Annotated in this window: 23 protein-coding genes and 2 tRNA genes; 8 read left to right on the forward strand and 17 right to left on the reverse strand. The window is 44.3% G+C overall.

What is annotated here, in order from left to right:
- Positions 1-96: 96 nt before the first annotated feature.
- Positions 97-885: an endonuclease/exonuclease/phosphatase family protein gene (locus RTP55_RS05230; protein ID WP_284035078.1), complete on the reverse strand. Its 789-nt coding sequence runs from the start codon at positions 883-885 to the stop codon at positions 97-99.
- A 284-nt stretch (positions 886-1169) separates the two neighbouring features.
- Here RTP55_RS05230 and RTP55_RS05235 point away from each other — a divergent pair, with 284 nt between their 5' ends.
- From RTP55_RS05235 to RTP55_RS05250, 4 genes are all read left to right on the forward strand, one after another.
- Positions 1170-3380, forward strand: a complete 2211-nt coding sequence (locus RTP55_RS05235) for a M3 family metallopeptidase (RefSeq protein WP_312384732.1) — start codon at positions 1170-1172, stop codon at positions 3378-3380.
- Between the two features lie 39 nt (positions 3381-3419).
- Complete coding sequence (locus RTP55_RS05240) at positions 3420-3671, forward strand: YheV family putative metal-binding protein (protein ID WP_312384734.1); 252 nt, start codon at positions 3420-3422, stop codon at positions 3669-3671.
- Between the two features lie 256 nt (positions 3672-3927).
- Positions 3928-5163, forward strand: coding sequence for a hypothetical protein (locus RTP55_RS05245; RefSeq protein WP_312384736.1), 1236 nt, complete (start codon positions 3928-3930; stop codon positions 5161-5163).
- A 29-nt stretch (positions 5164-5192) separates the two neighbouring features.
- On the forward strand, positions 5193-5693 hold the full coding sequence (locus RTP55_RS05250) for a hypothetical protein (RefSeq protein WP_312384737.1): 501 nt from the start codon (positions 5193-5195) through the stop codon (positions 5691-5693).
- 245 nt (positions 5694-5938) lie between these two features.
- Here RTP55_RS05250 and pnp read toward each other — a convergent pair whose 3' ends face one another.
- From pnp to tpiA, 14 genes are all read right to left on the reverse strand, one after another.
- Complete coding sequence (gene pnp, locus RTP55_RS05255) at positions 5939-8080, reverse strand: polyribonucleotide nucleotidyltransferase (RefSeq protein WP_312384739.1); 2142 nt, start codon at positions 8078-8080, stop codon at positions 5939-5941.
- Between the two features lie 397 nt (positions 8081-8477).
- Positions 8478-8747, reverse strand: coding sequence for a 30S ribosomal protein S15 (rpsO, locus tag RTP55_RS05260; protein ID WP_050324867.1), 270 nt, complete (start codon positions 8745-8747; stop codon positions 8478-8480).
- A gap of 208 nt (positions 8748-8955) precedes the next feature.
- Entirely contained in the window at positions 8956-9141 is a 186-nt protein-coding gene (locus RTP55_RS05265; protein WP_007115089.1) for a hypothetical protein, read from the reverse strand.
- A 25-nt stretch (positions 9142-9166) separates the two neighbouring features.
- Complete coding sequence (locus RTP55_RS05270) at positions 9167-9697, reverse strand: type 1 glutamine amidotransferase domain-containing protein (protein WP_007115088.1); 531 nt, start codon at positions 9695-9697, stop codon at positions 9167-9169.
- Between the two features lie 404 nt (positions 9698-10101).
- Positions 10102-11052 carry a tRNA pseudouridine(55) synthase TruB gene (gene truB, locus RTP55_RS05275; protein WP_007115086.1) on the reverse strand — a complete coding sequence of 317 codons (951 nt, stop codon included), beginning with the start codon at positions 11050-11052 and terminating at the stop codon, positions 10102-10104.
- A 20-nt stretch (positions 11053-11072) separates the two neighbouring features.
- The gene (locus RTP55_RS05280) at positions 11073-12089 is read right to left on the reverse strand and encodes an Lnb N-terminal periplasmic domain-containing protein (protein ID WP_312384743.1); all 1017 of its coding nucleotides are present in this window, start codon (positions 12087-12089) and stop codon (positions 11073-11075) included.
- 58 nt (positions 12090-12147) lie between these two features.
- Positions 12148-12537 (reverse strand): ribosome-binding factor A, encoded by a 390-nt coding sequence (locus tag RTP55_RS05285; protein WP_007115084.1) that lies wholly within the window; start codon positions 12535-12537, stop codon positions 12148-12150.
- A 105-nt stretch (positions 12538-12642) separates the two neighbouring features.
- Positions 12643-15372, reverse strand: coding sequence for a translation initiation factor IF-2 (gene infB / locus RTP55_RS05290; protein WP_065253805.1), 2730 nt, complete (start codon positions 15370-15372; stop codon positions 12643-12645).
- 13 nt (positions 15373-15385) lie between these two features.
- Complete coding sequence (gene nusA, locus RTP55_RS05295; RefSeq protein ID WP_007115082.1) at positions 15386-16867, reverse strand: transcription termination factor NusA; 1482 nt, start codon at positions 16865-16867, stop codon at positions 15386-15388.
- Positions 16868-16984: 117 nt separating this feature from the next.
- The gene (gene rimP / locus RTP55_RS05300) at positions 16985-17494 is read right to left on the reverse strand and encodes a ribosome maturation factor RimP (protein ID WP_007115081.1); all 510 of its coding nucleotides are present in this window, start codon (positions 17492-17494) and stop codon (positions 16985-16987) included.
- Positions 17495-17719: 225 nt separating this feature from the next.
- Positions 17720-17796: transfer RNA gene (locus tag RTP55_RS05305), tRNA-Met, on the reverse strand.
- A gap of 68 nt (positions 17797-17864) precedes the next feature.
- Positions 17865-17949 (reverse strand) — tRNA-Leu (locus tag RTP55_RS05310).
- A 108-nt stretch (positions 17950-18057) separates the two neighbouring features.
- The gene (secG, locus tag RTP55_RS05315; RefSeq protein ID WP_050324874.1) at positions 18058-18363 is read right to left on the reverse strand and encodes a preprotein translocase subunit SecG; all 306 of its coding nucleotides are present in this window, start codon (positions 18361-18363) and stop codon (positions 18058-18060) included.
- A 90-nt stretch (positions 18364-18453) separates the two neighbouring features.
- Positions 18454-19278 (reverse strand): triose-phosphate isomerase, encoded by an 825-nt coding sequence (gene tpiA / locus RTP55_RS05320; protein ID WP_312384744.1) that lies wholly within the window; start codon positions 19276-19278, stop codon positions 18454-18456.
- Between the two features lie 418 nt (positions 19279-19696).
- On the opposite strand from tpiA, the gene pilB reads away from it, so the two are divergent.
- From pilB to coaE, 4 genes are read left to right on the forward strand one after another with little or no spacing between them, the layout of a single operon-like run.
- Positions 19697-21403, forward strand: coding sequence for a type IV-A pilus assembly ATPase PilB (gene pilB / locus RTP55_RS05325; RefSeq protein WP_312384746.1), 1707 nt, complete (start codon positions 19697-19699; stop codon positions 21401-21403).
- Positions 21404-21459: 56 nt separating this feature from the next.
- Positions 21460-22683 (forward strand): type II secretion system F family protein, encoded by a 1224-nt coding sequence (locus tag RTP55_RS05330; RefSeq protein ID WP_312384747.1) that lies wholly within the window; start codon positions 21460-21462, stop codon positions 22681-22683.
- A gap of 26 nt (positions 22684-22709) precedes the next feature.
- Positions 22710-23564 carry a prepilin peptidase gene (locus RTP55_RS05335; RefSeq protein ID WP_312384749.1) on the forward strand — a complete coding sequence of 285 codons (855 nt, stop codon included), beginning with the start codon at positions 22710-22712 and terminating at the stop codon, positions 23562-23564.
- A gap of 8 nt (positions 23565-23572) precedes the next feature.
- Complete coding sequence (coaE, locus tag RTP55_RS05340) at positions 23573-24217, forward strand: dephospho-CoA kinase (RefSeq protein ID WP_312384833.1); 645 nt, start codon at positions 23573-23575, stop codon at positions 24215-24217.
- 57 nt (positions 24218-24274) lie between these two features.
- On the opposite strand, the gene RTP55_RS05345 is transcribed toward coaE, so the two are convergent.
- Together RTP55_RS05345 and RTP55_RS05350 are read right to left on the reverse strand one after the other, a co-directional pair.
- Entirely contained in the window at positions 24275-25681 is a 1407-nt protein-coding gene (locus RTP55_RS05345) for a nicotinate phosphoribosyltransferase (protein WP_312384750.1), read from the reverse strand.
- Between the two features lie 69 nt (positions 25682-25750).
- Complete coding sequence (locus tag RTP55_RS05350; protein WP_312384752.1) at positions 25751-26854, reverse strand: bifunctional nicotinamide-nucleotide adenylyltransferase/Nudix hydroxylase; 1104 nt, start codon at positions 26852-26854, stop codon at positions 25751-25753.
- Between the last annotated feature and the right edge of the window lie 68 nt (positions 26855-26922).

Raw genomic sequence — 26922 nt, forward strand, 5'->3', positions numbered from 1 at the left:
TTCGCTAGGACAAAAATTGACAGTCATGTCTATAAAAATTGCTAGGCTACCTTGCTGCAAAAATCATGCAAGTTTAATCTGTTAATCTTTTAATGTCTAATCTGGCAGCAGACTGACTTCGGCACTAACCGGCAAATGGTCAGAGAGATTTGACCAAGGTTGTCCCTTATGCACCCAAGCACGGTGTACTTGTAGGTTACGGACATAGATACGGTCAAGGCTTAATACCGGAAGCTTGGCAGGGAAGGTGGGCAGTAATTTGCCATGGTGGGTCAGCACGGCTTCTTGTAAATTAAGGTCACAGCCAAGCTTTTGACAGGATAACTTTTTCCAGTCATTGAAATCGCCTGCCAATATCAGCGGCGTGGATTGGTCGATTTCGTTATTGATATACTGGCTTATCACCTCATATTGTTTTTCACGGTCATTTTCCCTTAAGTTTAGATGCGCGCAAAGCACGATGATGGGCGTATGCCAGCCTTTGGGCTGGATTTCGCAGTGCAATACACCACGCTGCTCAAGGCGGCTCACTGTGATATTGACATTGTGTTTGGGGTCGAGCGGATGGCGACTTAGTACCGCATTGCCATGATGACCGTGGTTATATTCGACGTTTTTGCCATAGCTGTTTTCAAGCTGTAGATACTCGCCAAACCATTCATGTTGGGACTGGTCGGGAAATTCATTGTATTTCACCACCCGTTTGAGATTTTGACCTTGGACTTCCTGCAAACAGATAATATCAGATTGCACTTGGTCAAGTGCAGCAGCGATGCCTTCCATTTTGACAAAACGATTGAGGGGTGACATGCCTTTATGGATGTTATAACTGGTGATGATTAGGCTGTTTTTTGGTTGTTTGGCGCCTGATACTTGGTTAGACACTATTTCGTTAGATGCTACTGGCTTAGGTGTTATTTTTTTAGGTGTTAGTGAGCGCATAATAAAATCACAGTGATAAACATGGCATTATTTTAACGTGAAATTGTACCGCTGGCTTGTTTTGACAAAAAATTGTCACAATATAATGATTGTCGACATTTATGTCGCAAAGCTGTGTAGCAAAATGGGGTAGCTTTGCCAAGCGTTGCGGTTTTTATGCTAAAATTTTGGGCAATGACGACTTTTACTTTCAATCATCAACGAGCGATAAAAAATTGGAAAACAGTATGACCAACGATGTAGAAAATCCGACAAAAAATTTACACCTTGTTGAATTTAATCAATTAGCGCTTGAGCGACTCAAAACGGCAATCGATGAGGCGTTGGCGAATGGACATGCGTTTTTGACTATGCTTGATGATGAAGCCGACCTCGATAACAAAGCTGGGCAAGCTAATAGTCAAGTTAACGATGCACACCTCAGCAGCCAACAAGCGCTCAATGATATCATCGCTTTTGACCATGTGAATTTAGCATTAGACCGCAGTTGGGGCTTGCTATCGCACTTAAATAGCGTGGTCAGTGATGAGCCAATCCGTGAACTGCACCATGCATTATTGCCCGCGCTTTCTGCCTACGGTACGGCGGTTGGTCAACATCTCCCGCTGTATCAACGCTATCAGCGTGTGGTGAGCGATCAGTCATTTTTTGAGCGTTTAGAGCCTGCAAGACAACGCTCGTTGACTTTGGCGCTACAGAGTTTTGAGTTATCTGGTGTGGGTTTAGCGGAGGCGCAAAAACAGCAATTTGCTACCCTTGCCAGCGAGTTATCTACGCTATCGGCTAAATTCTCCGATAACGTGCTCGATGCTACCCAAAGCTACTTTTTACCGTTAAGCGAATCGCAACTGGCAGGACTGCCTGAATCTGCGCTTGCCATGCTGGCAGATGCGGGCAGGCGATACACAGAAAAATTCCCTGAGCAAGTATTGGCAACACCTTATGTCGCGACACTTGATATCCCAGTCTATCTTGCGGTGATGACCTATGCCGATGACCGCGAGTTACGCGAAACCTTGTATCGTGCGTATGTCACTCGTGCCTCTGAATTGTCAGCGCAGCCAGAATTTAATAATGCCGATATCATGGCGGATATCTTGGCAAAACGCGCACAAAAAGCCCAATTATTGGGCTATGACAATTTTGCTGAATTATCACTTGCCACCAAAATGGCGGACAATGTCGACACTGTAGAGCAGTTTTTACGGGATTTGGCAGACAAGGCACGACCCTTTGCCATGCAGGATTTAAAACAACTGCAAGTTGAAGGTTTGGCGTTTGGCATCGGTGATGAGGGCGATGAGGTGCGACCTTGGGATACGGCGTATCTGGCAGAAAAAGTCAAACAACGTCAATTTAATCTATCGCAAGAACAAGTGCGTCCGTACTTCCCAGTGCCGACAGTCATCGCAGGCTTATTTGAGATTGTGCAAAAACTGTATGGCATTCAGATTGAAGATAAAACTGCAAGCACCCAGCGCTGGCATGATGACGTGCGTTTTTATCAAGTTTTTGATGAACATCAGCAGCTTATCGGTGGTTTTTATTTTGATTTATATGCCCGTCCTGGCAAACGCGGTGGCGCATGGATGAGTGGTTTTCAAGCGCGTTATCAACACGATGATAGCGGTTATCAGCAGTTACCTGTTTGTTTTATGGTGGCAAATTTTAGCCCTGCGCCAACGGGTACACAGCGCGGCAAACCTAGCTTATTAACCCATGATGAAGTGTTAACCCTTTTTCATGAGTTTGGACATGGGTTGCACCATCTGCTCACTGAAGTGAATGTTGGCGATGTGGCAGGCGTGAATGGCGTCGAGTGGGATGCAGTTGAGCTACCCAGTCAGTTTATGGAAAACTGGGCATGGCACCCTGAAGGGATTGCATTAATCAGCCGTCATGTCGATACCGGTGAAACGTTGCCAGAGAGCATGCTACAAAGTATGCTCGCTGCCAAAAATTTCCAAAGCGGCATGCAAACCCTGCGCCAGCTAGAGTTTGCGCTATTTGATTTGTTATTGCATGCCAAAACCCCAGCACCCGACTATCACCAGTTACTGGCGTTACTCGATAGCGTGCGTGCCGATGTGTCGATTATGCCGACCGCCAGTTATAACCGTTTTGCCAATGGCTTTAGCCATATTTTCGCAGGCGGCTATGCGGCAGGGTATTATTCTTACAAATGGGCAGAACTGTTGTCAGCCGATGCGTTTAGCAAGTTTGAAGAAACCAGTATTTTTGATAAAAACGCTGGCAAATCCTTCCGTGATAACATTTTAGCCAAAGGCGGTAGCCAATCTGCAAAAGCCAACTTTGAGGCATTTCGCGGTCGTGAAGCCCGTATTGATGCGCTGTTACGTCACTCGGGATTTTTAACCAGCAGCTATGATGAACTGCTGAGCGATGACACTGATAACGCCAACACCCAAGCTTGGTAACACGGTTGTCAAAATACAGGCTATTAAAAAGAAGAAACTATGAGATATCAATCCAATCGCCCCAAACGTCAATTTTTGGCAGGGGTGGCTTGTCCAAGCTGCAAAGCACTGGATAAAGTTGTTCAGATTCAGCTATATCAGCCCGAGTATGATGAGTATATCGAGTGTACGGCATGTGGCTATAACGAGCGTCGCCCAACACCCGATGATGTCATTGACATTCAGCAATCTAATCATCAGGAAACCGTTCATTATGGCGACGATGGCGCGGGTATTGTTAGATTTAAATAAGCTAAGTTTAAGCGGTTTGGGTAAATTTTGACAAGGTTAACGAGTTTAACTACCCCTGATACAATTAGCGTGGTCAAAGTATGGCGTTCAAAGTAGGTTTTTGTCTCAAAAGTTGTTATTTTTGATTGCGGTTTGTTATAGTAACAAGCAAACGAATGTACACCATCATTTTCATGCCAGCTTGGCATATACATCGCTAGCATGAAATCGTACAGATATCTGACCCGCCCGATATGGATAGGGATATTGACCCAACATGAAATTATTTAGCCTAAAAAAAGACAATGACTCTATAGCCCCGACTAGCGAAGATGCCAATCCATCATCACAGCTGGCTGAAAATCCAATGATAGGCGTGTCAGATAGTGCGTTGCAGCTTGATACAACTAATCAGCCGCCGATGCAAGCGACTAACTATTCAGACACATCTCCAAACACATCCCCAAAAACGACAGCAATCAAAAATGCGTTTTCGCTAGATACCATTGATTTAAACCAGTTGGAAGACGAATTACTTCATGGCAAAACCGACTATACCGCAGATAACACAAAAGCGGCTGATACTGTCGCGCTCAAAAAGCTGAGTTTTGATGATTTTGATTTGGATGAGCTACCCAGTGATGTTGAACCCAACACTACTGTGACTCTGCAAGACACTGCTAATACATCGACATTGTCACAGCCCGTACCGTCACAGACAACCGATAACGCGCTGACATTTGATATTGATAACCTACCGCTAGCAGCTAAGCCAGACCCAGACCTAAACCTAGAACCAGACCCCCATAGCGCGCAAGCACAGCCCATCGCATCACAAAGTAGTGATGAAAATACTGACGAAAGTAGTGATAAAAAAATTATTGAGACTATCGAGGCTATTGAAACGACGCCACCGGTTGTATTAACCAAAACAAAACCCGAAATTAAAGCGGTTATCGCCCAGATAGCAAACCCATTTTTAAGACCGCCAAGTCAACCACTAGCGAAACGGACGTTAAAAAAACGCAATCAACTTGGGTTGCTAGTGGGTGCAGGGTTGGCTCTAGCTGCCTTGGTATGGTTTTTTATAGGGCAGTCAAACGAGCCGAACAAATCCACCGCGCAGAGACAGATGCAGACACAGACGCAGACCCAAGCGCACGCAATACCCAAAACTGCAGCACCTGTGGTAAAACCACAAGCTAGCGCTAGCTTGCCTGCCGCGTCAACCGTCACAGTGGATGCAACCACTAGCTCAGCCCATGCGACCGCAGCGCTACCGGCAATCACGCCAGAAGAAATTCTTACGCCGACACTACCTGAAGATCCGGCAATTGCCAAAGAAGAGCTGAGTCGATTGTCAGAGCAGAGCGCGCAGCTAAAAGAGCAAGAAACCATGATGCAAGACCAGCTGCGTATGATGAATGAGCTGAGTAGTAAAAAAGAAGAGCGTATCCAGCTGCTAGAACAGCAAGTTGCACAGCTTGAGCAGCAAAAAGCCGCCAACAAATAACCACCAATAAGTAACTGGAACGCTAAGTAGTGCTGACCCAAGTCGATAAAAAAACCTTGTTTCAAGACCGCTATCAAGCGCTCATTATGCCCGTCCCGGTGTCAGGTGTTTTTCGTCATCGCACCTTACTTAAGTACCAATCGCTGTATCCTGAGCATTATACCGTTTACAAGCAAGCCTGTGAGCGTTCGCAGCTGCTGCTCGGTGATGTGTTACAGTTTACGCCGCAGCGTGATTTGGCGGGTATGGCAGTCGGTGGGGCGTTGTCAAAGCCACAGTTCATCGTGGATATGGCAATCACAGAATTTGCCGAAAATCCGCCGCATGTTGAGTATATGGTGTCAGCGTTACAAAAGTTAGAGAAAGTTGTGTTTGATTGGGGACGGTATCAAGGTATTCGCCGTGTGGCAATATTGGCAAGTGATGAACTCATTTTGCCAAAAGACAAAAGTTTTGATGAAGATATTTTGCCATTAATGGAAAAATACCTTCAGCCCGTGAGTAATTTGAATTTGGTGGTTTATCGCTAACGCTATTAGTTTAAATAGTTTTCAATGGTTGAGGTTTTATCGAGGGCTACTCAGCGATTCATTGTCGCCATCGGCGTATTGCAAGTAGTAAATTGCCAACGGGGTCAAAACCTTCTTATTATCGGGCATTTTTTCTAATTACTGTAATGATGGTTTCATAGCATTTGCCAAAATTTATCCCAAAAAAACCGCTTTACCTTACGATAAAGCGGTTTTTAATTTTTGATAGCTAAATTTTAATAAAACTATTCAGCCGCTGGCGTTTCAGTATCAGCAGGTGCAGTTGGCGCGATGGTTTGATCCACGCCTTTCATGGTAAGTTTAATGCGACCACGGTTGTCGATGTCTTGTACCAGTACATTCACCATTTGACCTTCTTTTAGCACATCATTCACGTTCTCGATACGTGCATCAGAGATTTGTGAGATATGCACCAGACCGTCAGTGTTAGGTAATACATTAACAAACGCACCAAACTCAACAATACGAGCCACTTTACCTGTATAAGTCTTACCGACTTCTACTTCTGCCGTAATCGCCTCGATTTTAGCAATCGCGGCTTTGGTCGCGGCTTTGTTTTCACCAAAGATACGAATGGTACCGTTGTCATCAATATCAATCACTGCGCCTGTTTCTTCAGTTAATTGGCGAATGGTTGCACCACCTTTACCAATCACGTCACGAATTTTTTCAGGGTCGATATCAATCACCGCAAAGTTTGGTGCATGGGCGTTGATTTCTTTACGGCTGGTTGAAATGACTTCATTCATCGCATTTAAAATATGGATACGACCCGCATGCGCTTGGTGCAGGGCTTTTTCCATAATCTCTGGGGTGATGCCTTCGATTTTGATATCCATTTGTAGTGCAGTTACGCCATTGGCAGAACCCGCGACTTTAAAGTCCATATCACCTAGGTGGTCTTCATCACCCAAGATGTCAGACAGCACGGCAAAACGCTCACCTTCTTTAACCAGACCCATTGCGATACCAGCAACAGGCGCTTTTAGTGGTACGCCGGCATCCATTAACGCCAGTGATGCGCCACAGACAGATGCCATTGATGATGAACCATTGGATTCGGTGATGTCAGATACGATACGAATCACGTATGGGAAACGGTCACTATCTGGCAGCATGGCTTGTACACCGCGACGTGCTAGGCGACCATGACCGATTTCACGGCGTTTTGGACCGCTGTCACGACCCGTTTCGCCCACTGAGTAACTTGGGAAGTTATAATGCAGCATGAAGTGGTCTTGTTTGGTGCCCGCAAGGGTGTCAATCATGTTCACATCACGGCTGTTGCCAAGCGTGGTGGTAACGAGTGCTTGCGTTTCACCGCGCGTAAATAGCGCTGAACCATGCGTGTAAGGCAGTACGCCAACTTGGATGTCTAAGGCACGGACAGTTTGTAAGTCGCGACCATCGATACGGGGTTTGCCAGACAAAATATTGTCACGTACCGTACGGTATTTTAGGGTTTCAAATAGCTCTTTGATTTGTGCCACGTTGTCGGCGTAGCCTTCGGCTTCCGCATCACCGGCTAAGGCTTCAATCGCTTGGTTTTTGATTTCATCAAGGCGAGTATAACGGCTGGCTTTTTCGCTGATGGTATACGCTTCTGAAATCGCTGCAGCAAATTGATTTTGTAGGGTAGTTTGCAAGGCTTCGTTGACGGCAGGGGCAACGAATTGGTTTTTTTGTACGCCAACTTCTTTGGCAAATTCATTGATGGCATCAATCACGACTTGTTGCTGGGCGTGACCGTATAGTACCGCGCCAAGCATTTGGTCTTCTGATAGTTCTTTGGCTTCAGATTCGACCATCAATACCGCAGATGACGTACCCGCGACCACCAAATCGAGCGAGCTTTGTTTTAGCGCTTCATGGTTTGGGTTTAGCACATATTCATCATTGATAAAACCGACACGTGCCGCACCAATCGGACCATTAAATGGCGCTGATGAAATTGCCAATGCCGCTGAAGTACCAATCATCGCTGCGATATCAGCATCTTGTTTTTTGTCTGACGAAATCACCGTGGCGGTCACTTGGATTTCGTTGAAGTAGCCTTCTGGGAACAATGGACGAATCGGGCGGTCAATGAGGCGTGAGGTCAAGGTTTCCATCTCAGATGGGCGACCTTCACGTTTGCCATAGCCACCTGGGATTTTACCAGCAGCGTACATTTTTTCTTGGTAGTTGACGGTCAATGGGAAAAAGTTTTGACCCGCTTGCGCCTCGTCTTTTACCACAACAGCCACTAGCACAGAGACGCCGCCCATGTGGACGACCACTGAATTAGCTTGGCGTGCAATGCGACCTGTTTCTAACGTAACTTGTTGATTACCATATTGGAATTCTTTAGTAATGATATTAAACATAATGCGGTTTTATCCTTTGTGTGATGAAATAGGGCGATTTAAGTTTTAGTAATAGCCCCTAACGTTTGTGTTCTTTTCAAAAAATACAAACGTTAGAAGCAATCTACCAATTCGCTTGATAGCAGCCTTAAATCAGCCTAAATTAAAAAATACTTTAAAAAAAGTAAGTGTAAACTGCGATTGTGCAGGCACAATGCGTTGTCTATTTTACCTAGTTTTGTGGCGAATCACCACCTTTTAACTGCGCTTTAACCCCTAATAGCAAACGATGGGTAATAACTAAGCTAACAGCGAGGGTAAAAGTGAAAAGAAAATTCGCTAAAAATATTGAACCCATAAAAAAGCGGCTACCCAAAAGCAGCCGCTGATTGAATAAAGCAAATAACGTGCTGATAAATTAGCGACGTAAGCCTAATTCATTGATCAATGCAGTATAACGGTCTGCATCTTTACGTTTTAAGTAATCAAGTAACGTACGGCGTGAGTTAACCATACGAATCAAACCACGACGGCTGTGATGGTCAGCTTTGTGTGCTTTAAAGTGTGGTTGTAAGTCATTGATACGTGCGGTTAATAACGCCACTTGAACTTCTGGAGAACCTGTGTCATTTTCAGAGCGTTGGAATTTTGCGATTACATCTGCGCGGTCTTGGTTAGTCAACATAATGTTTTCCTAGCTTTTTTAGCATAAAATGAGAAGCCTAATCGGCTATCAGTCGAGTCGATTAGTGTAAAAAAATCAGGATAACCACGCTTCTCAGTAGTTAACCGTCAAAAAGGAGTATTATTTTACCAAATATTGCCCAATAAAAAAACCCTAATCTGCATTAGGGTGTTGAATTTATTAAGGCTTTTAATAGATTCAAGCTTTCAACTTACTGATTGCCCGTAGGCTGTTTGGGTGTTTCGCTATTAAGGCGGTCAAGCTGCTCTTGTGGCGCGGTGGTGAGTTTATCAGAAGTCACTTCATCCGCATCATTAGGCGTAGTATCGGCAACAAATGTCGCGTCAGACGCTTTCTTGTCCATTTTTTCAATATCTGTCATGGTAGTTGGTTGCATGGCAATCTCCTTTTCTTATGCTTATTTAAGCTGATTTAGTCAATGCTTGGTCAATCGCTTCAGCAAAATCTGGAATATCTTCAGGTTGACGACTGGTAATCAAATTACCATCTATCACCACTGATTTGTCTTCAAACTGCGCACCGGCATTTTTTAGGTCAGTGGCAATGGTTTTATAAGCAGTTAATTTTTTACCACGGGCAATTTCGGTATCTGCAAAAATCCACGGGGCATGACAAATCGCTGCAACAGGTTTACCGACATTCATGAATGCTTTTACCATCGCTTGGGCATCGGTATTTGCCCGCAACACATCGGCATTGGCACCACCACCTGGTAATACAATCGCATCATAATCGGCTGCGTTGGCTTCACCAATTAATAAATCAGCGGTAAAGGTGTCAGCAGGGTCAGTATGATTGAGCCCGCGTACTTGTTTTTGTGGTTGTGTGGTAATTAAAGTGGTTTGGTGACCTTTAGCTTTAAGGAGGTCATTGGTTTGGGTATATTCGACTTGTTCAAAGTCGGTATCAAGTAAAATAGCAATCTTAGCCATGGTAAATATCCTATTATTTCATTATTTAAGTTAAAGATAGTTAAAGAAAAAAATTGTTGTTCTTATTGATTCGTCTTTTGTAAGTTGGGCGCTTTATTTTGAGATTATTATTTGATTTTTCTATTTGATTTTTATTTTATTAATAACATTTCAATTAATTGTATAAAGTTATCTCAATAAACCGCTGTTTGCTCTTTATTAGCAAAGCTTGCTAAGAAATAAGCAAGTGAATCAACACCACTAAGAATAAATCACTGGACGGGTGAAAACTGCTAGCAAAGCGTCACGTTTTGTATCAATGCATAAAAAACGTACTCGCTTTGTGACATCGCATCGCTCATTGAGTAAATTATGTGAATACAGCAAAAAATTAGCAAGATGGTAGGTTTACTGACTTATCGTGACTAATTTAAATTGACCAGCTTCATCGGTTGTAAACGACCATTGGGTTCAAGTAGTCCCGTGCCCAAAAATTGCTGATGGTCGTCAAACAAGCGAAACGTTTGATTGGCAGTTAAGATGAGATGCTGATTTAACATGGTCGCCTTGACGTTTAAGCGTTGACCCTGTCGGATGCGCTTTGACTGGCTATCGTCTAATACTAAGCTTGGTAGTGAGTGAACGCAGGCATCCACCGCTAATAGCTTATCAAACCGCGCTGCAACATCGAGCGCTGCAAAATCGGCTAAGGTGATGGCATTAGCAATCTCAAAATCACCCGTCTGTATACGTCTAAGCGCTGTCAGATGTCCTAGCGTACCCAGCGCTTTGGCAATATCTTCAGCCAGCACGCGCACATAAGTGCCTTTGGAGCAAGTGACGGATAATTGCAATTGTTGAGCGGATAGGGGAGTAAGTGACAGCTCATAAATGATGAGAGGACGTGCTGCTCGCTCCACCTCAATACCTTCACGCGCCAGTTCATACAGTTTTTTGCCGTCTTTTTTGAGCGCGGAGTACATGGGCGGAACCTGCATTATCTCACCCAAAAATTGCTCAGTGACGCTTTGTAACATCGCTTGTGTCACATGCGGTACAGGGCTCGTGGCAATTATCTCACCCTCAGCATCCCCGGTATCGGTTTGCTCGCCAAGTTTGATAATGGCGTGGTAAGATTTGATGGCATCGAGTTGATAATGGCTAAATTTGGTCGCTTCTCCCAGACAAATCGGCAGCAACCCTGTTGCCATAGGGTCAAGGGTACCGGTATGACCCGCTTTTTTACTGTCGTGCACATCAGATTTGAGCAAGTATTTGACTTTCGATACCACTTGCTGGGAAGTCATCCCTTGCGGTTTATCAATCAGTAAGACGCCAGAGACGATGGATTTGGCTGTTTTTGGTTGGGTCATCATGTTGTGGATTTATCAATTTATTAAAAGTCGGTTCGAATTAGCTGCGAGTAATCTGCTGCGCTAATAGGGTGGTTGACAGAATAAGGCTTTGACTTTGGGTTAATGTGTGCCCGTTGTTGCCACTGTTGCAAGCTATAGCGGTTATCAATCAATTGCTGGTCATACAGATAACTGGGAATATAGCCTGATAACAAGATACGATAATCAAATGGCAAAGGTTGGATATCGTCAATCAGCTCATAAATTGCCGTGGTACAGTTATTTACCAATGAATTATACCATGCCGGCTGCGTTTTTAAGGACTTGGCTTTCGCTAGATACGCAAGCAGCAACGCTTGAATATGGTGTTTTGGCATATTGATGGGATAAATATAAACATCTTCATGACGGATATTACTACGGGTGTAAATAATATCTTTTTCATCCGCAGCGATAATCACCAATTCAAACTTGCGAAAAAATCCACCCAGCGTACTAAACTGTTCATTGACTTCTTTGCGAATCTCGATAGATAACGCAAGCTGCTTTCCATCACTAAACCCAAAACTCACTAGCGTATGGGCAATGGCATCGCCCATCCAATAAGAGGCGATAAAATCGACAGTTTGCAGTTTTGCCAAGTCGTATTGCCTAGTTTCCCAGCGCGGCTGAAAATGGGTTTTATCTTGCCAATCAAAATTTCTAACATTGCTAATGGTGAGTGTGTTGCCATCACGGTCAAGCCGATAGTCTAACATTTGGGCAACTTCAGGGTTCCAATCCCGCTCATTGCTAGCTGACATCGAAAAAAAGCATGCAATGGCAATCGCCACCACCGCAAAAAAAATCAATAATAAAGAATGATGAGAAAGTAGGGATGAAAACAGGGTCGGTTTGATGATACTGACCAAAACAGCGAGGGTAAAAAATACCCATACGCTAATCAGTGCCAGACTGACATATCTGCCTAAGGGCTGATGCGTCCACACGAACACCCCAAGCCACAGACTTGAGAGAATAATGACGATAAACTTAATGATACCCCAAAGTAACTGCATTCAACATCCCTGTTAATGGCTCAAAGTGACAAATAAGCTTATTATAGCCTGCAACGCATCAGTCGTCTGATGGCTGACCTTCGCTACTTTGTACCGCTTTAGAAATCAGATTCATCATATAGTTAGCGTTAGCGGTCACTTCATCATAGTGAAAGCGTAGACGTGGCGTAGTGCGGGTTTTTAGCAAATGACTGAGCTCAGTACGCAAAAAACCTGATGCTTTGTTCAGCACTTCTAAGCTCTCGGTATGATAATCTTTTGCCATGGCATCATCCATCGACTTTTCCATGATGGTGACATAAATATCAGCATAACCCAAATCTGGGCTGATTTTGACACTAGAAATGGTCACAAACCCCGTCAAGCGGGGGTCGTTAATCTCGTCACGAATCAAAACCGCTAGGTCGCGCTGAATTTGATCGGCAAGACGTTGTAAACGTTGATTCATTGGTAATCCTTTTTATAGTAAAAAAAGGTCTAATTAACCTAGATTAATTAGACCTCTGGGAAGGTTGCTAATAGCAAGCTGGCAATATTAGGTTGTCAGATTAGCTTATAAGGTACGTTTGACTTCATGAATCTCGAAGACTTCAATCTTATCGCCTTCTTTTACTTCATAACCTTTCACCGCTAGACCACACTCCATACCAGCACGCACCTCATTAACATCCTCTTTAAAGCGACGTAATGATTGTAATTGACCGGTGAAAATAACTTGGTCATCACGCAATACCCGAATTGGCTTGTTACGGATAATATTACCTTCCGTCACCATACAACCCGCTGCATAACCAAAGCGACTAGAATGGAAGACTTCACGTACTTCTGCGATACCCAAGATTTGCTCACGGTGTTCTGGCGCAAGTAAACCGCTCATCGCCGCTTTCACATCATCAATCAACCCATAGATAACACTATAGTAGCGAATATCTAAGCCTGCTTCATCCGCTTTGCGTTTGGCAGCGGTATCGGCACGAACGTTGAAGCCTAATAATACCGCTTCGCTTGATTCAGCGAGTACCACATCCGATTCGGTGATTGGACCGACACCCGATGAGATGACTTTGACTTTAACTTCATCCGTAGATAATTCATCAAGCGCGGTTAACAAGGCTTCTAGTGAACCTCGAACATCAGTTTTAAGAATCAAATTAACGGAAGGTAGTTTGGCATCGCTCATTTGGTCAAACAAGTTTTCTAAGCGTGATTTGGCTTGACGTTCAAGCACTTTTTCACGCTCACGCACCGTGCGATATTCTGCAACTTCGCGCGCACGTTTCTCATCTGAAACCACCATAAACTCGCTACCAGCCGCTGGTGTATCAGGCAGACCTAAGATTTCAACAGGAATCGAAGGACCCGCTGAGGTGATTTTTTGACCGTTTTCATCGGTCATAGCACGGACGCGTCCATAATATTCGCCAGCAAGTACCAAGTCACCTTGATTTAAAGTACCTTGTTTAACCAGCAAACTGACCACTGCTCCGCGACCTTTTTCAAGACGTGATTCAATTACCACACCTTGTGCTGCACCGTCAGTAGCGACTTCAAGTTCCATCACTTCTGCTTGTAGGTTAATCACTTCGAGCAATTCATCGATGCCTTGACCTGTTAACGCAGAGACTTTGACCACCGGTGTGTCACCGCCCCATTCTTCAGGAACGACTTCTTTGGTGGTTAGTTCGTTGAGGACGCGGTCTGGATCGGCGCTGTCTTTATCCATCTTGTTGATAGCCACGATAATCGGGGTACCTGCGGCACGCGCATGGTCAATCGCTTCAGCCGTCTGCGGCATCATACCGTCATCGGCTGCAACCACTAACACCACGATATCTGTCGCTTTGGCACCACGAGAACGCATCGCGGTAAATGCGGCGTGACCTGGGGTGTCTAAGAAAGTAATAACGCCTTGGTCAGTCTGCACATGATAAGCACCGATATGCTGAGTAATACCACCTGCCTCGCCCGATGCCACTTTACTTGAACGGATCTTATCGAGCAGGGACGTTTTACCGTGGTCAACGTGACCCATGATGGTAACCACAGGCGGACGCGCTTGGACATTGCTACTTTTCTCGCCCACCGCCTCACGTAGTGAGTCTTCAACTTGCGTCGAACTCACAAGCACGGGGTTATGACCCATTTCTTCAACAAGTAGGGCAGCGGTTTCTTGGTCGATGGATTCGTTTTCACGGACCAACTCGCCCATTTTCATTAACATTTTGACGACTTCGCGTACTTTGATTGCCATTTTTTGGGCAAGTTCAGACACCACGATGGTCTCACCGATTTCAACGTTATGCACGATTTTCTCAACCGGTTTTTCAAATTTGTGTCTATTGGCTTGCGATGATTTTAAGCCGCGACTACGGTTCTTAATCTCTTGCTCACCTTCATCGTCACGGCGACGACGACGGTTTTTGTTGGCAGTGCTTGCGGTGCCGCGTTTAATTTCACGGCGTTCTTGTTCAAATGAGTCTTCAAGCGCTGCGCCCACCAAACCTTCTGCTAATGGTTCATCTTTTTTGACAACCATCGTAGTTTCAGTATCGGTTTCGCTATATTTACTCGCCATTTGGCGCATTTGCTCAAGGGTACGCTGCTGAGCTTCTTCAGCGGCTTTACGGCGATTTTCTGATTCGATTTGACGTAAGCGTTCTTCTTCTGCTTCACGCGCTTTGCGTTCACTATCCGATTCTTTTTTCGGCGCAGGTTTTTTGTCAGCTTTTTTGACTTCAATTGCAGCAGTTTTGTTGCCTTTTTTCACTACCACACTGGTGGTTGTGTGCTCTTTGGCAGCTTGACTACCACCACCTAAGTTAGCGCGCATGGCAGCTAAAGTGGCTTGTTGACGCGCTTCAGCGGCTTGTTTGGCTTTGTCTTTTTCAGCTTGTTCTTGGGCGGCTTTTTCTTTCGCCAAACGCGCTTTTTCTTCAGCTTCTTTGGCCGCTGCTTCACGCAACGCTAGTTCTTCAGCAATTTTATTGGGATTTGGTTTATCAAATACCATTTTTTTGCGTACTTCAACATTGACACTTTTGGCTTTACCAGAAGTGCCTGTCACCCGCGCAGTAGAAGTGGTTTTGCTTTTTAAGCTAATGCGAGGTTTGTCATTTTGACCATGACTTTGTTGTAAAAAGCTGACCAGTTTTTGTTGTTCGCTATCGGTGACGATGTCATTGTCACCGCGCGCAGACAGCCCTGCCTTGACCAGTTGATTATTAATTGCTTCAACGGTCTTTTTGGTCATTGCTGCAAGTTCTTTTACGGTTTTATCTGCCATTCATACACCTTTTTTAATTAAACCATGATTCACGGGCTTTCATAATGAGCTCACCTGCGGTCTTTTCATCAAGACCTTCGATATCTTGGATATCAAAGATGGCTTGTTCGGCAAGGTCGTCGACGGTGATGACGTCACGTTCGGCAAGCTTGTAGGCCCATGCTTGAGTCATGCCTTCAAGGTTTAGAAGCTCTTGGCTTGGCTCTTTAATATTTTGTTGTTTGACCAATTCATCGGCGATCACCGCCTCTTTGGCACGTTCTTGGATTGCGTCGATGGCGTCATCATCTAGCCCATCGATGTCGTAGAAAGTCTCAGCAGGGACATACGCAACTTCTTCAAGTGAGGTAAATCCAATATCCACCAAGGCTTGTGCCAAATCTTCATCGACTTCAAGACGTGTGTAGAATAGGTCGCGATACACTTTGGTTTCTGATTCTTGTTGTGCATTGTACTCGTCTTCGAGCATCATGTTAAGACGATAGCCTGTTAATTCTGATGCAAGGCGCACGTTTTGACCTTGTGAGCCAATCGCACGGGCCAACTGATCGTTAGTGGCAAAGATGATATCTGCAGTTTTGGTATCTTCATCAAGAATAATACGATCAACATCCGCAGGTTCCAAAGCGCTGATAATGTACTGCACCGCATCATCCGACCATACCACGACGTCGATACGCTCGCCCTCAAGCTCTTGTTGTACTGCTTGGATACGGGTGCCACGCATACCAATACAAGCACCGACAGGGTCGATACGATGGTCATTGGTTTTGACTGAAATCTTAGCACGTAAGCCAGGTTGACGCGCAACATCACGAATTTCAATGATTTGCTCAGCAATTTCTGGTACTTCTTTTTGCATCAGTGCCGTTAGCATCTGTGGTGAGGTACGAGACAATACGAGCTGAGCACCACGGTTATCGCGATTGACTTGCTCTAAAATCGCATTGATACGACCTTTGATGCGCAGCTGCTCACGGGGCAACATTTTATCGCGTGGTAGATAGCCTTCGACATTATCGCCCAAATCAATGATATAACCATCGCGCGCCGGTTTTTTGACTTCACCCGTAATCATCTCGCCGATACGATGTTCAAACGCATCTGCCACCAGTGAACGTTCAGCTTCACGGATTTTTTGAATGATGACTTGTTTGGCTTGGGTAGCAGCAATACGACCAAATTCAATGGATTCGATTTGTTCTTCTTTGACGTCGCCGATTTTCCACTCGTTTTCATCCAAATCGCTAATCGCTAGTTGACAGGCAGGCATTTCATGATCTTCATCTGCCACTACTGTCCAATAACGGTAAGTGTCATAGTCACCTGTTTTGCGATTGATATGCACGCGAACGGCAACTTCAGGCTGCTCACTATAAACTTTCTTTTTGGTCGATACCACTAAGGCTTGCTCAATCGCTTCAAAAATATCTTCAGGATTTAAGCCTTTTTCATTACTGACGGTTTCAACGACCGTTAAAATTTCTCGATTCATGTAATCACCTATAATTTAAGTCATTCTAGACTTTATTCTTTAAAATCTTGCTTTTAGCTAGAAAAGAGTTAGCTAGAAGACATAGCGTAAAAAAGGCGTTAACCCCAAATTTAAAAGCTAAAATTGGTAGACCAAATTGGCTTTATCAATATTATCAAGCTCGATGGCTAAAAGTTGGTCATTGACTTGATCATTTTCAGTTTTGACCGTCAACTGGCGCTCGTCAATATTGACCAATTCGCCTGTTACTTTACGGCGCTTATCACTACCTTGTCCAATCGCATGAATCAATCGTAAACTGATTGTTTGCCCCACATAGTCATGCAGCTGCTCAGCAGAAAAAAACGCGCGGTCTAAACCAGGTGAAGACACCTCAAGTAGATACTCGCCTGCAATCGGGTCGTGTAAGTCTAACACACCACCGACTTGGTGGGTGACCGCAGCACAGTCTTCAATGGTGACTTGTTTGCCTTCGGCACGGTCTTCAGGTAGGGCTTCAATATAAATACGAAGAAGAGAGCGTCGACCTTGTGGTACAAACTCAATACCCCACAAGCTCACATCACAGGCAGTTACTGCTGGCTCAATGATTTGGGTCAGTTCAGCAACTTTCGTTGATAGTTTCATGATATCCTTTAGAGTTGATTATTAACATCTTTGTTGATTTTAAAAGCTAATTTTAAAAATTGGCACATTACTAAAACGCAACCGCTAATTTAGCAAAACTTAAGTTTTTTCGAAACCAACAGATACAAAAAAACCCACAAACTAATTGGTGGGCTTTTAAATCAATAAAAGTGTGTCTAAATTGATTTTTCTAGTAATGATACCAAAGCAATGCTACTAGAAAAGTGGTAGCGGGGGCTGGATTTGAACCAACGACCTTCGGGTTATGAGCCCGACGAGCTACCAGACTGCTCCACCCCGCAACAATTTAGAGAGCGTATTATAGAGTGAGATATTAACCTTGTCAATAGTTATTTAAAATTAATTTAGTTGGTGCGAATGGAGGGACTCGAACCCTCACACCTTGCGGCACTACCACCTCAAGGTAGCGTGTCTACCAATTCCACCACAATCGCAAAAAACCAAACTACTTTAACCAAGCTGTTTTTTAAATAACAACACTCTAAAATAGACGCTGTATTCTAGGTCAAAACTACCAATAACGCAACATTTTTTTTAATAACTTATTTGGCAGGTGTAGGGCTTGCAGGCGCAGTATTAGTCGCTAGGCTGGTATCAAGGGTACGACTAGATACCGATTGCTGTTTAGCAAATACTGCCAGTGTCATACTGGTGATAAAGAAAATTGCTGTTAAAACCGCCGTCAAGCGCGTTAAAAAATTGGCAGAGCCAGACGCACCAAATACGGTTGCCGAACCACCTGCACCAAATGAAGCCCCGGCATCGGCACCTTTACCATGTTGGACCAAAATCAGACCAATCATCGAAATCGCGACAATGATATGAACCACTAAAATTGCATTATACATACTTATCTCTACAAAACTTGATAGCACTGATGCCCAACAAGAACGCTGTCAGCGGCAAAAGTAAAAATTTTAAATGGGTGATATTTTACCTTAAATTTGGGCAAATGCTTGAATAATTTGTGTAAAGCCAGTCGCGTCAAGTGACGCCCCGCCTACCAACACCCCATTTACATTTGGGCATTGGGCGATTTCTGCAGCATTATCCGCTTTCACGCTGCCGCCATACAATATCGGTGTGGTCGCTAAAGAGGCATCGATGTCCGTTAAGGTGGTGTTGATAAAGGCATGAATGTTTTGTACTTCTTCTATCGTTGGGATTTTACCTGTACCAATTGCCCAAACGGGTTCATAAGCAATAATTAATCGCGATGCTAAGTTACCCAATTGGGTATTAGCAAATTCGGCGGCTAGTTGTTTAACCACCGTTAGTTGCGCTGATAGCACATCTTGGGTCTGATTTTGCTCATACTGGGCTTGTGTTTCACCGATACAAAAAACAACGGTTAAATCATGTGCAAAGGCATTGCGAATTTTTTGGATTAAACAAGTGTCATCTTCATTAAAATATTGACGGCGTTCTGAATGTCCGACTAAAACATAATTTACTTGAGCGTCCTTGAGCTGAGCACCCGAAACCTCCCCAGTAAACGCGCCTGTATCGGCGTGTTGTGCGCATAAGTTTTGCGCAGCTAGCCCGATGTTGCATGACCCATGTTGGATGGCTTGTTTTGTGGTCGATAAATGTATAAAACTTGGGGCGACAACCACGTTACAGCGTTGCAGTGCATCTGCGGGTAGCTGCTGCTGTAAATCGGTCATGAGGGCTGTGACAGTCAGCTGTGTGCTAGGATTCATTTTCCAATTAGCAATCACCCAAGAATTCTGCCAATTTGCTACATAATCAGATGCTTTCATAATGTCCCTGTCAATTGAGGTAAGTGGTTATCTATGAATTTGCAAAGTATAAATGTCAAGATAACATTAAAATATAAGTAACGCTATTTAACATATCATGATGTAAAACATCACCATTTAAAGATATCAAGATATGAAAATAGGAGTATTTAAAATATCAAGCGTAAAATGGTACGTATTATATAAGCAATTGCCGCGATTTGCCGAATAAATTATTGGGTCACGCAAGTGAGGGGTTTAAAGAAGGTATAAAGTATAAAACAGTTTTATGAAGGTTGATGGAGATAAAATGCGTTAAAAAAATATTTATCGTTGAATTCACGGATTTGTCGAGAATGATTTGTTAATATATAAATGAATAGTTTACACTAACAAACATTAGCCCATTTGAATCAATATTGAGGGAACGAGAAAAACAATGGCAGCATCACTTCCTGGTTTTGGTGGCATTGCGTCACGATTAGTGCATGAAGGACTAATTAGCGAAGCGTCAATGCAAAAAGTATTGGCAGAATCGCAGCAGCAAAAAATAAATTTAATCGCCTATGTGGTTGATAATAAGCTTGCGCAACCAGACGCGGTAGCGTGGGTGATTTCGCGAGAATTTGGCGATCCCCTCATTGATTTGGATGCCATCAATGTCAACTATATTCCAAAAGAAGCGGTTGATGAGAAAATTATTCGCGAATTTAATATTCTGCCGATTTTTCAACGAGGTAGTCGCTTATTTGTTGCCATGAGTGACCCGACGCGGGTAGATGCTTTAGACGCGCTGCGATTTGGTACAAGATTTACTGTAGAAACAGTGGTTGCCGAACACCATAAAATAAAATCACTCATCGAAAAAATCTTTACTACCACCAATTTAGCTGATTTTGATGATATGGAAGCGGTGGAGTTTGATGAAACCCGCGCCGATGACGACAATAGTGCCACCAGTCATTTAGATGTCAATGATGAAGCGCCTGTCGTCAAGTTCGTTAATGGGATGCTCATCAAAGCCATTACCATGGGCGCTTCAGACTTACACTTTGAACCCTATGAAAAATCTTATCGCGTGCGTTTTCGTATTGATGGGGTGTTACAAAAAATGGCAAATCCACCGACGCAGCTAGCGGGTAAAATTGCTGCCCGCCTGAAAGTCATGTCACAAATGGACATCTCTGAACGCCGCGTGCCGCAAGATGGTCGTATCAAATTAAAAATTTCCAAGGATAAGGCGATTGATTTTCGTGTCAACTCATTGCCAACCTTATTTGGTGAAAAAATCGTACTGCGTATTTTAGACCCATCATCAGCAATGCTAGGCATTGATGCACTCGGCTATGAGCCGGACCAAAAGCAGCTATTTATGGATGCGCTGGCAAAACCGCAAGGGATGTTATTGATTACCGGCCCTACTGGTTCGGGTAAAACCGTCTCCTTGTACACGGGTCTTAATATCTTAAACACAGTTGAGACCAATATTTCTACCGCAGAAGATCCCGTTGAAATTAACCTTGAAGGCATTAATCAGGTCAACGTGAACAATAAAGTTGGCTTGACCTTTGCCAGTGCGCTCAAATCATTCTTGCGTCAAGACCCTGATATTGTGATGGTCGGTGAGATTCGTGACTTGGAAACGGCGGAAATTGCAGTCAAAGCTGCCCAAACAGGGCATATGGTGCTGTCAACCTTGCATACCAACTCAGCGCCAGAAACCTTAACGCGTCTGCGGAATATGGGTGTGGCATCTTTTAACATTGCCACCTCAGTCAATTTGGTAATCGCACAGCGCTTAGCACGTCGCCTATGTAAATCCTGCAAAAAACCGACAGATGTACCAAAACATAGCTTGCTTGAAATGGGCTTTACTGAAGAAGATTTGGCAGATCCCAGCAATGTCATTTATGAGCCCGTTGGCTGCTCTGAATGCCGCGATGGCTATAAAGGACGTGTTGGTATTTATGAAGTGATGAAAGTAACACCAGAGATTGCGCGAATTATTATGGAAGACGGCAACGCTATTGAAATTAAAGACGCTGCCTTAAAGCAAGGGTTTAGGGATTTAAGGCGCTCTGGCATTTTAAAGGTCCTACAAGGCACGACCAGCATCCAAGAGATGTATCGTGTTACTAGCGAATAGGGCGTTTTTTATCCGTCTTTATTTAAGATTAGTTCAGATAGTAAGGGGTTAAGGGTATGGCAAAAGTCCAAACAGAAATGTTATTAGACTTTGTCTATGATGGGGTGAATCGCCGTGGCGAGAAAGTTAAAGGCGAAACCACCAGCCGCAATATTGAGCTGGCAAAGGCGCAACTACGTAAGCAGGGCATCCAAGTCAAGACGATTAAGAAAAAACCTAAGCCTATTTTTCAAATGAAAAAAAGCATCAAGGCAATCGATATTGCTATCTTTGTGCGGCAGTTGGCTACGATGATGAAAGCGGGCGTCCCCCTTACTCAGTCGTTTGAGATCGTTGCAGATGCGCTCGATAACCCCTCGATGAAAGAGTTGGTGCTTAGTGTCAAGTCAGAAGTGGAATCAGGAAGCACCTTTGCTGCAGCGCTGCGCAAACATCCCAGATATTTTGATGACCTATTTTGTTCATTGGTAGAGGCAGGTGAGCAGTCGGGCGCGCTTGAAACTATGCTTGAGCGTGTCGCGACGTACAAAGAAAAAAGCGAGCTACTAAAAGCAAAAATTAAAAAAGCCTTGAAATACCCGATTGCGGTTATCGTGGTTGCGATTATCGTTACCATTATTTTGCTGGTCAAAGTGGTACCGGTGTTTGCTGATTTATTCAATTCATTTGGCGCAGAGTTACCCGCGTTTACCCGAATGGTAGTCAGTATGTCGGAGTGGATGCAAAAATGGTGGTGGTTATTGCTATTTAGCATTGCAGGCGCTGTGGTTGGTTTTTCTGAAGCTAAAAAACGTAGTAAGCCCTTTAATGACTTTTTAGACCGAATTACCTTAAAATTACCAATCTTTGGCAATATTGCTTATCAAGCGGTGGTTGCCCGTTTTTCCCGTACCTTGTCTACCACTTTTGCCGCAGGTGTGCCGCTGATTGATGCGTTAGATTCAACCGCTGGGGCAACCAACAATGTGGTATTTTATAATGCCACGCAAAAAATTAAAGGCGATGTTGCGACGGGTCAACAGCTGCAGTTTGCGATGCGTTCTACCAATCTTTTCCCCAGTATGGCTATCCAAATGGTCGGTATTGGTGAGGAGTCAGGTAGTCTAGAGGAGATGCTTGATAAAGTGGCGACTTATTATGAAAATGAAGTAGACAACGCCGTAGATGGGTTAACAAGTCTGATGGAACCGATGATTATGGCTATTTTGGGGGTGCTGGTAGGGGGTCTGGTGATTGCCATGTATCTACCAATTTTCCAAATGGGCTCGGTGGTGGGCTAAATACGATGGGGATTTTTTCAGATTTTATGTTGTTGTTACAACAGTCACAATGGCTGACGTTGATTATCGTAGCTTTATTGGGATTATGCGTGGGCAGTTTTCTCAATGTGGTGATTTATCGCACGCCTTTGATGATGGAGCAGCAGTGGAAGAACGAATGCCAGCTATTGCTCCATCCAGAAACCATTGTTGACCATCATGAATCCATTACCTTAAGCCGTCCTGCTTCTCGTTGCCCGCATTGTGGGCATTCAATACGTTGGTTTGAAAATATGCCTGTTATTAGCTGGCTACTGCTAAAAGGAAAATGTAGTCAGTGTCATCACGCCATTAGTTATCGTTATCCGCTTGTAGAAATCATCACCGCTATTTTGTCTGTACTGGTGGTGATGAAATTTGGTGTTACTTGGCAAGCGCTGGCAGGATTAGCACTCACATGGACATTAGTGGCTTTGACAGGCATTGATTTTGATACCCAATTGTTGCCTGACCGATTTACATTGCCGTTAGCGGGATTAGGATTATTCGTCAATGCCTTTGGCTTGTTTGTCAGTCCCACAGCGGCTATTTTTGGCTATGTGTTTGGGTTTTTATGCTTGTGGATTGTCTATCAACTGTTTTTGCTGATTACGGGCAAGCACGGGATGGGGCATGGCGATTTTAAATTATTAGCGGCTTTGGGGGCTTGGCTAGGGCCTTTGATGCTACCCTTAATTGTGCTTTTATCTGCGTTTGTCGGCTCGGTTGTGGGTGTAATATTGATGAAGCGCTCAGGTGAAAGCAAACCTTTTGCTTTTGGACCCTATATCGCCATTGCTGGCATGATAGCCCTGTTGTATGGGCAATCAATAATGTCGTGGTATCTAGGCAAAATGTCGTGAAGTCATTTATGGGTCAATTATCCGTGAATCAAGGAGGGATTGCGATGTTGGTAGTGGGGCTTACAGGTGGCATCGGTAGCGGCAAATCACAAGTGAGCCGTTGGTTTGCTGAGCATGGAATTGTTATTATTGATGCCGATGTATTGGCACGTGAAGTCGTTGCCAAAGGTTCGCCAACGCTAAAAAAAATTGTCGCCAAATTTGGTGACTGGGTGATTGATGAGGCAGGTGAGCTTAATCGCCGTGCTATGCGAGAGCATGTATTTGGCAGTGCGCAAGCGTTAATGGATTTGGAACAAATCACCCATCCTGCCATTCGCAGCCGTGCCAAAGAATTACTAAGAGCTGCCCAGTCGCCCTATGTAATTTTGGTAGCACCCTTACTGCTAGAAGCCTCCGAAGCAGGATTAGCCAATCTGTGTGAGCGAGTATTGGTGGTCGATAGTCATGAGTCCTTGCAGATTGAGCGCGCCAGTCAGCGTGATGGTCAAACACCTGAACGTATTCAAAATATTATGGCAAATCAACTGTCGCGTCATGATAGGCTCAGACAAGCCGATGACATTGTCGACAACAATGGTAGCTTAGACGATTTGTATTTAAAACTTGAACAGTTGCACCAAAAATATTTGGCAATGGCAGGGGTTAATTAGCTTTAACGATAACAAGCCGTCTGATAAAGACGGCTGTTGAGATTGCGACAAGTTAAATTATGATTTTACCGACGAGCGTTGACGAATCGCAGTCAGTGTATCATCAACTAATAAATCACCGTTCAAAAATACATCTTGCAACAAATTATTTTGCTCAGCAAGCTCATCTTCACGCAGCGTCATATAACTACCCTGATGTTTGACCAAGGCTAAACGCCCGCGTTTGCTGCGTTTACTCACACTGGTAATTGGGTCTTTATACACATCTCGCCAAAAACCGTCCACCCGTGCGCTGCTGGTCTTCATCGCAAAATTCAAAGTATCGCGGTTGACTTGTTGCAGTAGCCCGCCACCCATACCAAAGGTAATATTGTCACTACTAAAGCCTGCTTTAATCACCGCATCAATAATCTTACCCATGCTGGTGGGATTAATACCATCCCCTTGGATGAGTCGCACATAGCTCGGCAGTAATTTATAGCCTTTTGAGTTGGTGGTGGTACCAAATTTTGCTGCAAGGCGCTGCAGGGCTTCACGCACCACTTTAATCGGATCGCCACTATCAGGACGAATGACCAACGTGCCGCCTGTTTGCGCTACTTTTTCTTTTAGCTCACCGCCCCAAATATTATCAATGGCATTCCATAAATCGTAACTATCACTCACCACCGCAAAGGTTTTACCTTCACCGCCAAATTTGGCAATCATATTGCCATAGGCATCCGCCTCATGCTCACGACCCCAAGTGGTCATGGTGCTATGTTCTGCTGCGGGAATGGAAAAAGCCGTCATGTCATTTTGCATACCATACCAACGATTGGCAGCCACAATCGCGCTTAAGGTATCCGTACCGGAAAAATTTACCAAGTGGGCAAGAGCGCCAATCGCAGCCGATTCAAGGCTAGACACCCCACGGGCGCCAAAATCATGCAATTTAAACGGTAGATTATTCAAGTTATCGGCCGATTTTTCCAAGCCTGCTTTGATGATTTGTTTACAATAATAAGAAAGGCTTGCCACAGTGCTAGGATACCAAATAGCGCGCAATAGCGTGGTTTCGATATAGCTCGTCAACCAGTAAAACTCAGGGTCGGTATTCACCACCTGACACAATACTTGACCCGTTGGTACCACCATGCCTTCTGGTATCGCTTGAATGCGCAGCGGTAATAGACCGCCATGTTTGGCGACTAATTGTCGCCAGCCTGCTTCATTAAACGGTACGCCATGAGCCGCAAGTAGCACTTTGGCTTCGTCTATATCAGCGTGAGTAATGGGTTTGGTAAGATACTGTTTTAAAAAAGCTTGTAGACCAAAAAATAGCACATTTTCAAAGTTACTATTGCCGCCACGCGCTTCAATATAGCTAGATACATACTCGGTGTTTGGCGGATATTGCAGCCAATGCGACGTCTTATAGCTATCGGTATTTAAAATAAAATTGTCAAAATTTTGACTAAACATCACAGAACTCCTCTGGTGATTGCTTGCGCAGGTTAAAACCAAACCGTCTATCAGTTTGGCGGGAAAAAATCAGAGACCGACCATTTTGCAAATAATGGCATAATGGTCTTCAAACAGTTTATCGGCTCTTAATTCAGCCAAGGGTAGCCAAAACGCTTTTTTGGCATCATCGCCACCTTTCACCGACGGTAAGCCTTTGGGGTCATTTTTGAGCATAAAGTAAAACGCTTGGGTGATGGTACGACCACGAGCCGAGCGATACGGGTCATCAAAGGTATGTTGACTATGGCGCGAACCGCGCAGAACCGCTTCAGGCACTTTTAACCGTGTCTCCTCACGTAGCTCACGAATACAGGCGTCAAATAGCGTCTCTTTAGGGTCAATAAAGCCACCAGGCAATGCCCATAGCCCTTGACCTGGCATACCACGACGCTCCACCAATAAAATGTGTCCTGATTGAATGACCACGGCATCAACCGTCATAAAGGTGGGTGGATAGGGGCTTGATTCCCATTGTTTTTTGTATTTATCGATGAAGCCAGCCTCATCGTGTAGGCGTTTAAATGCTTCGGTCTTTTTAAATGCCTTCATGACATCGGTTGTCGATTGCGGTACCGCGTCGGTTAGCGGATCGGCACCCAGCAAAAAGCCTTCGCGAATTGGCGTGGCAGACAACTCATGAAAATTGGGCACAGCCACTGACTGCCAATTTGGAAAAAGTGACAAGTAATATGATGAGCTGTCTTTTGAATGTCCAATTAGACCAATATTGGCGTTTAAATCGCCGGTAACCGACTTCACGCACTGCTGCACGTATTGAAGCCATTTTGTGTCATTGTATAAGGCATCATCCAAACCGACACAATGGATGCGTTTGGTATCTTTTTTGTCAAAGGCGCCCAAAATCATTTGGCTACGTGCTTCGACACTAAAGCTATTGCGGATACTACTTGGCAAATTGGCAGAGCCAATGAGCATAATCACATTTTCAGCAAGCTTTAATGCTTCATCGACAACCGATTTATGACCTAAATGAAACGGCTGAAAACGCCCGATAAATACCAAATAATCATATTGATAACCTTTTTTATTTTTGGGTGTGCTAAAACGCCCTTTATCCTCGTTAAAGTCGTTTTTAGTAACCGTGATAGTGTCAGTCGTGTTATTTGGCATGACGCAAACTCCTTGCGAATGATAACGCCCTCGGTCTATCCAATAGCGTTTTGGTGATAAAGTTCGGT

It is taken from the genome of Moraxella sp. CTOTU47579 (assembly GCF_032004885.1).
Classification (GTDB): domain Bacteria; phylum Pseudomonadota; class Gammaproteobacteria; order Pseudomonadales; family Moraxellaceae; genus Faucicola; species Faucicola tetraodonis.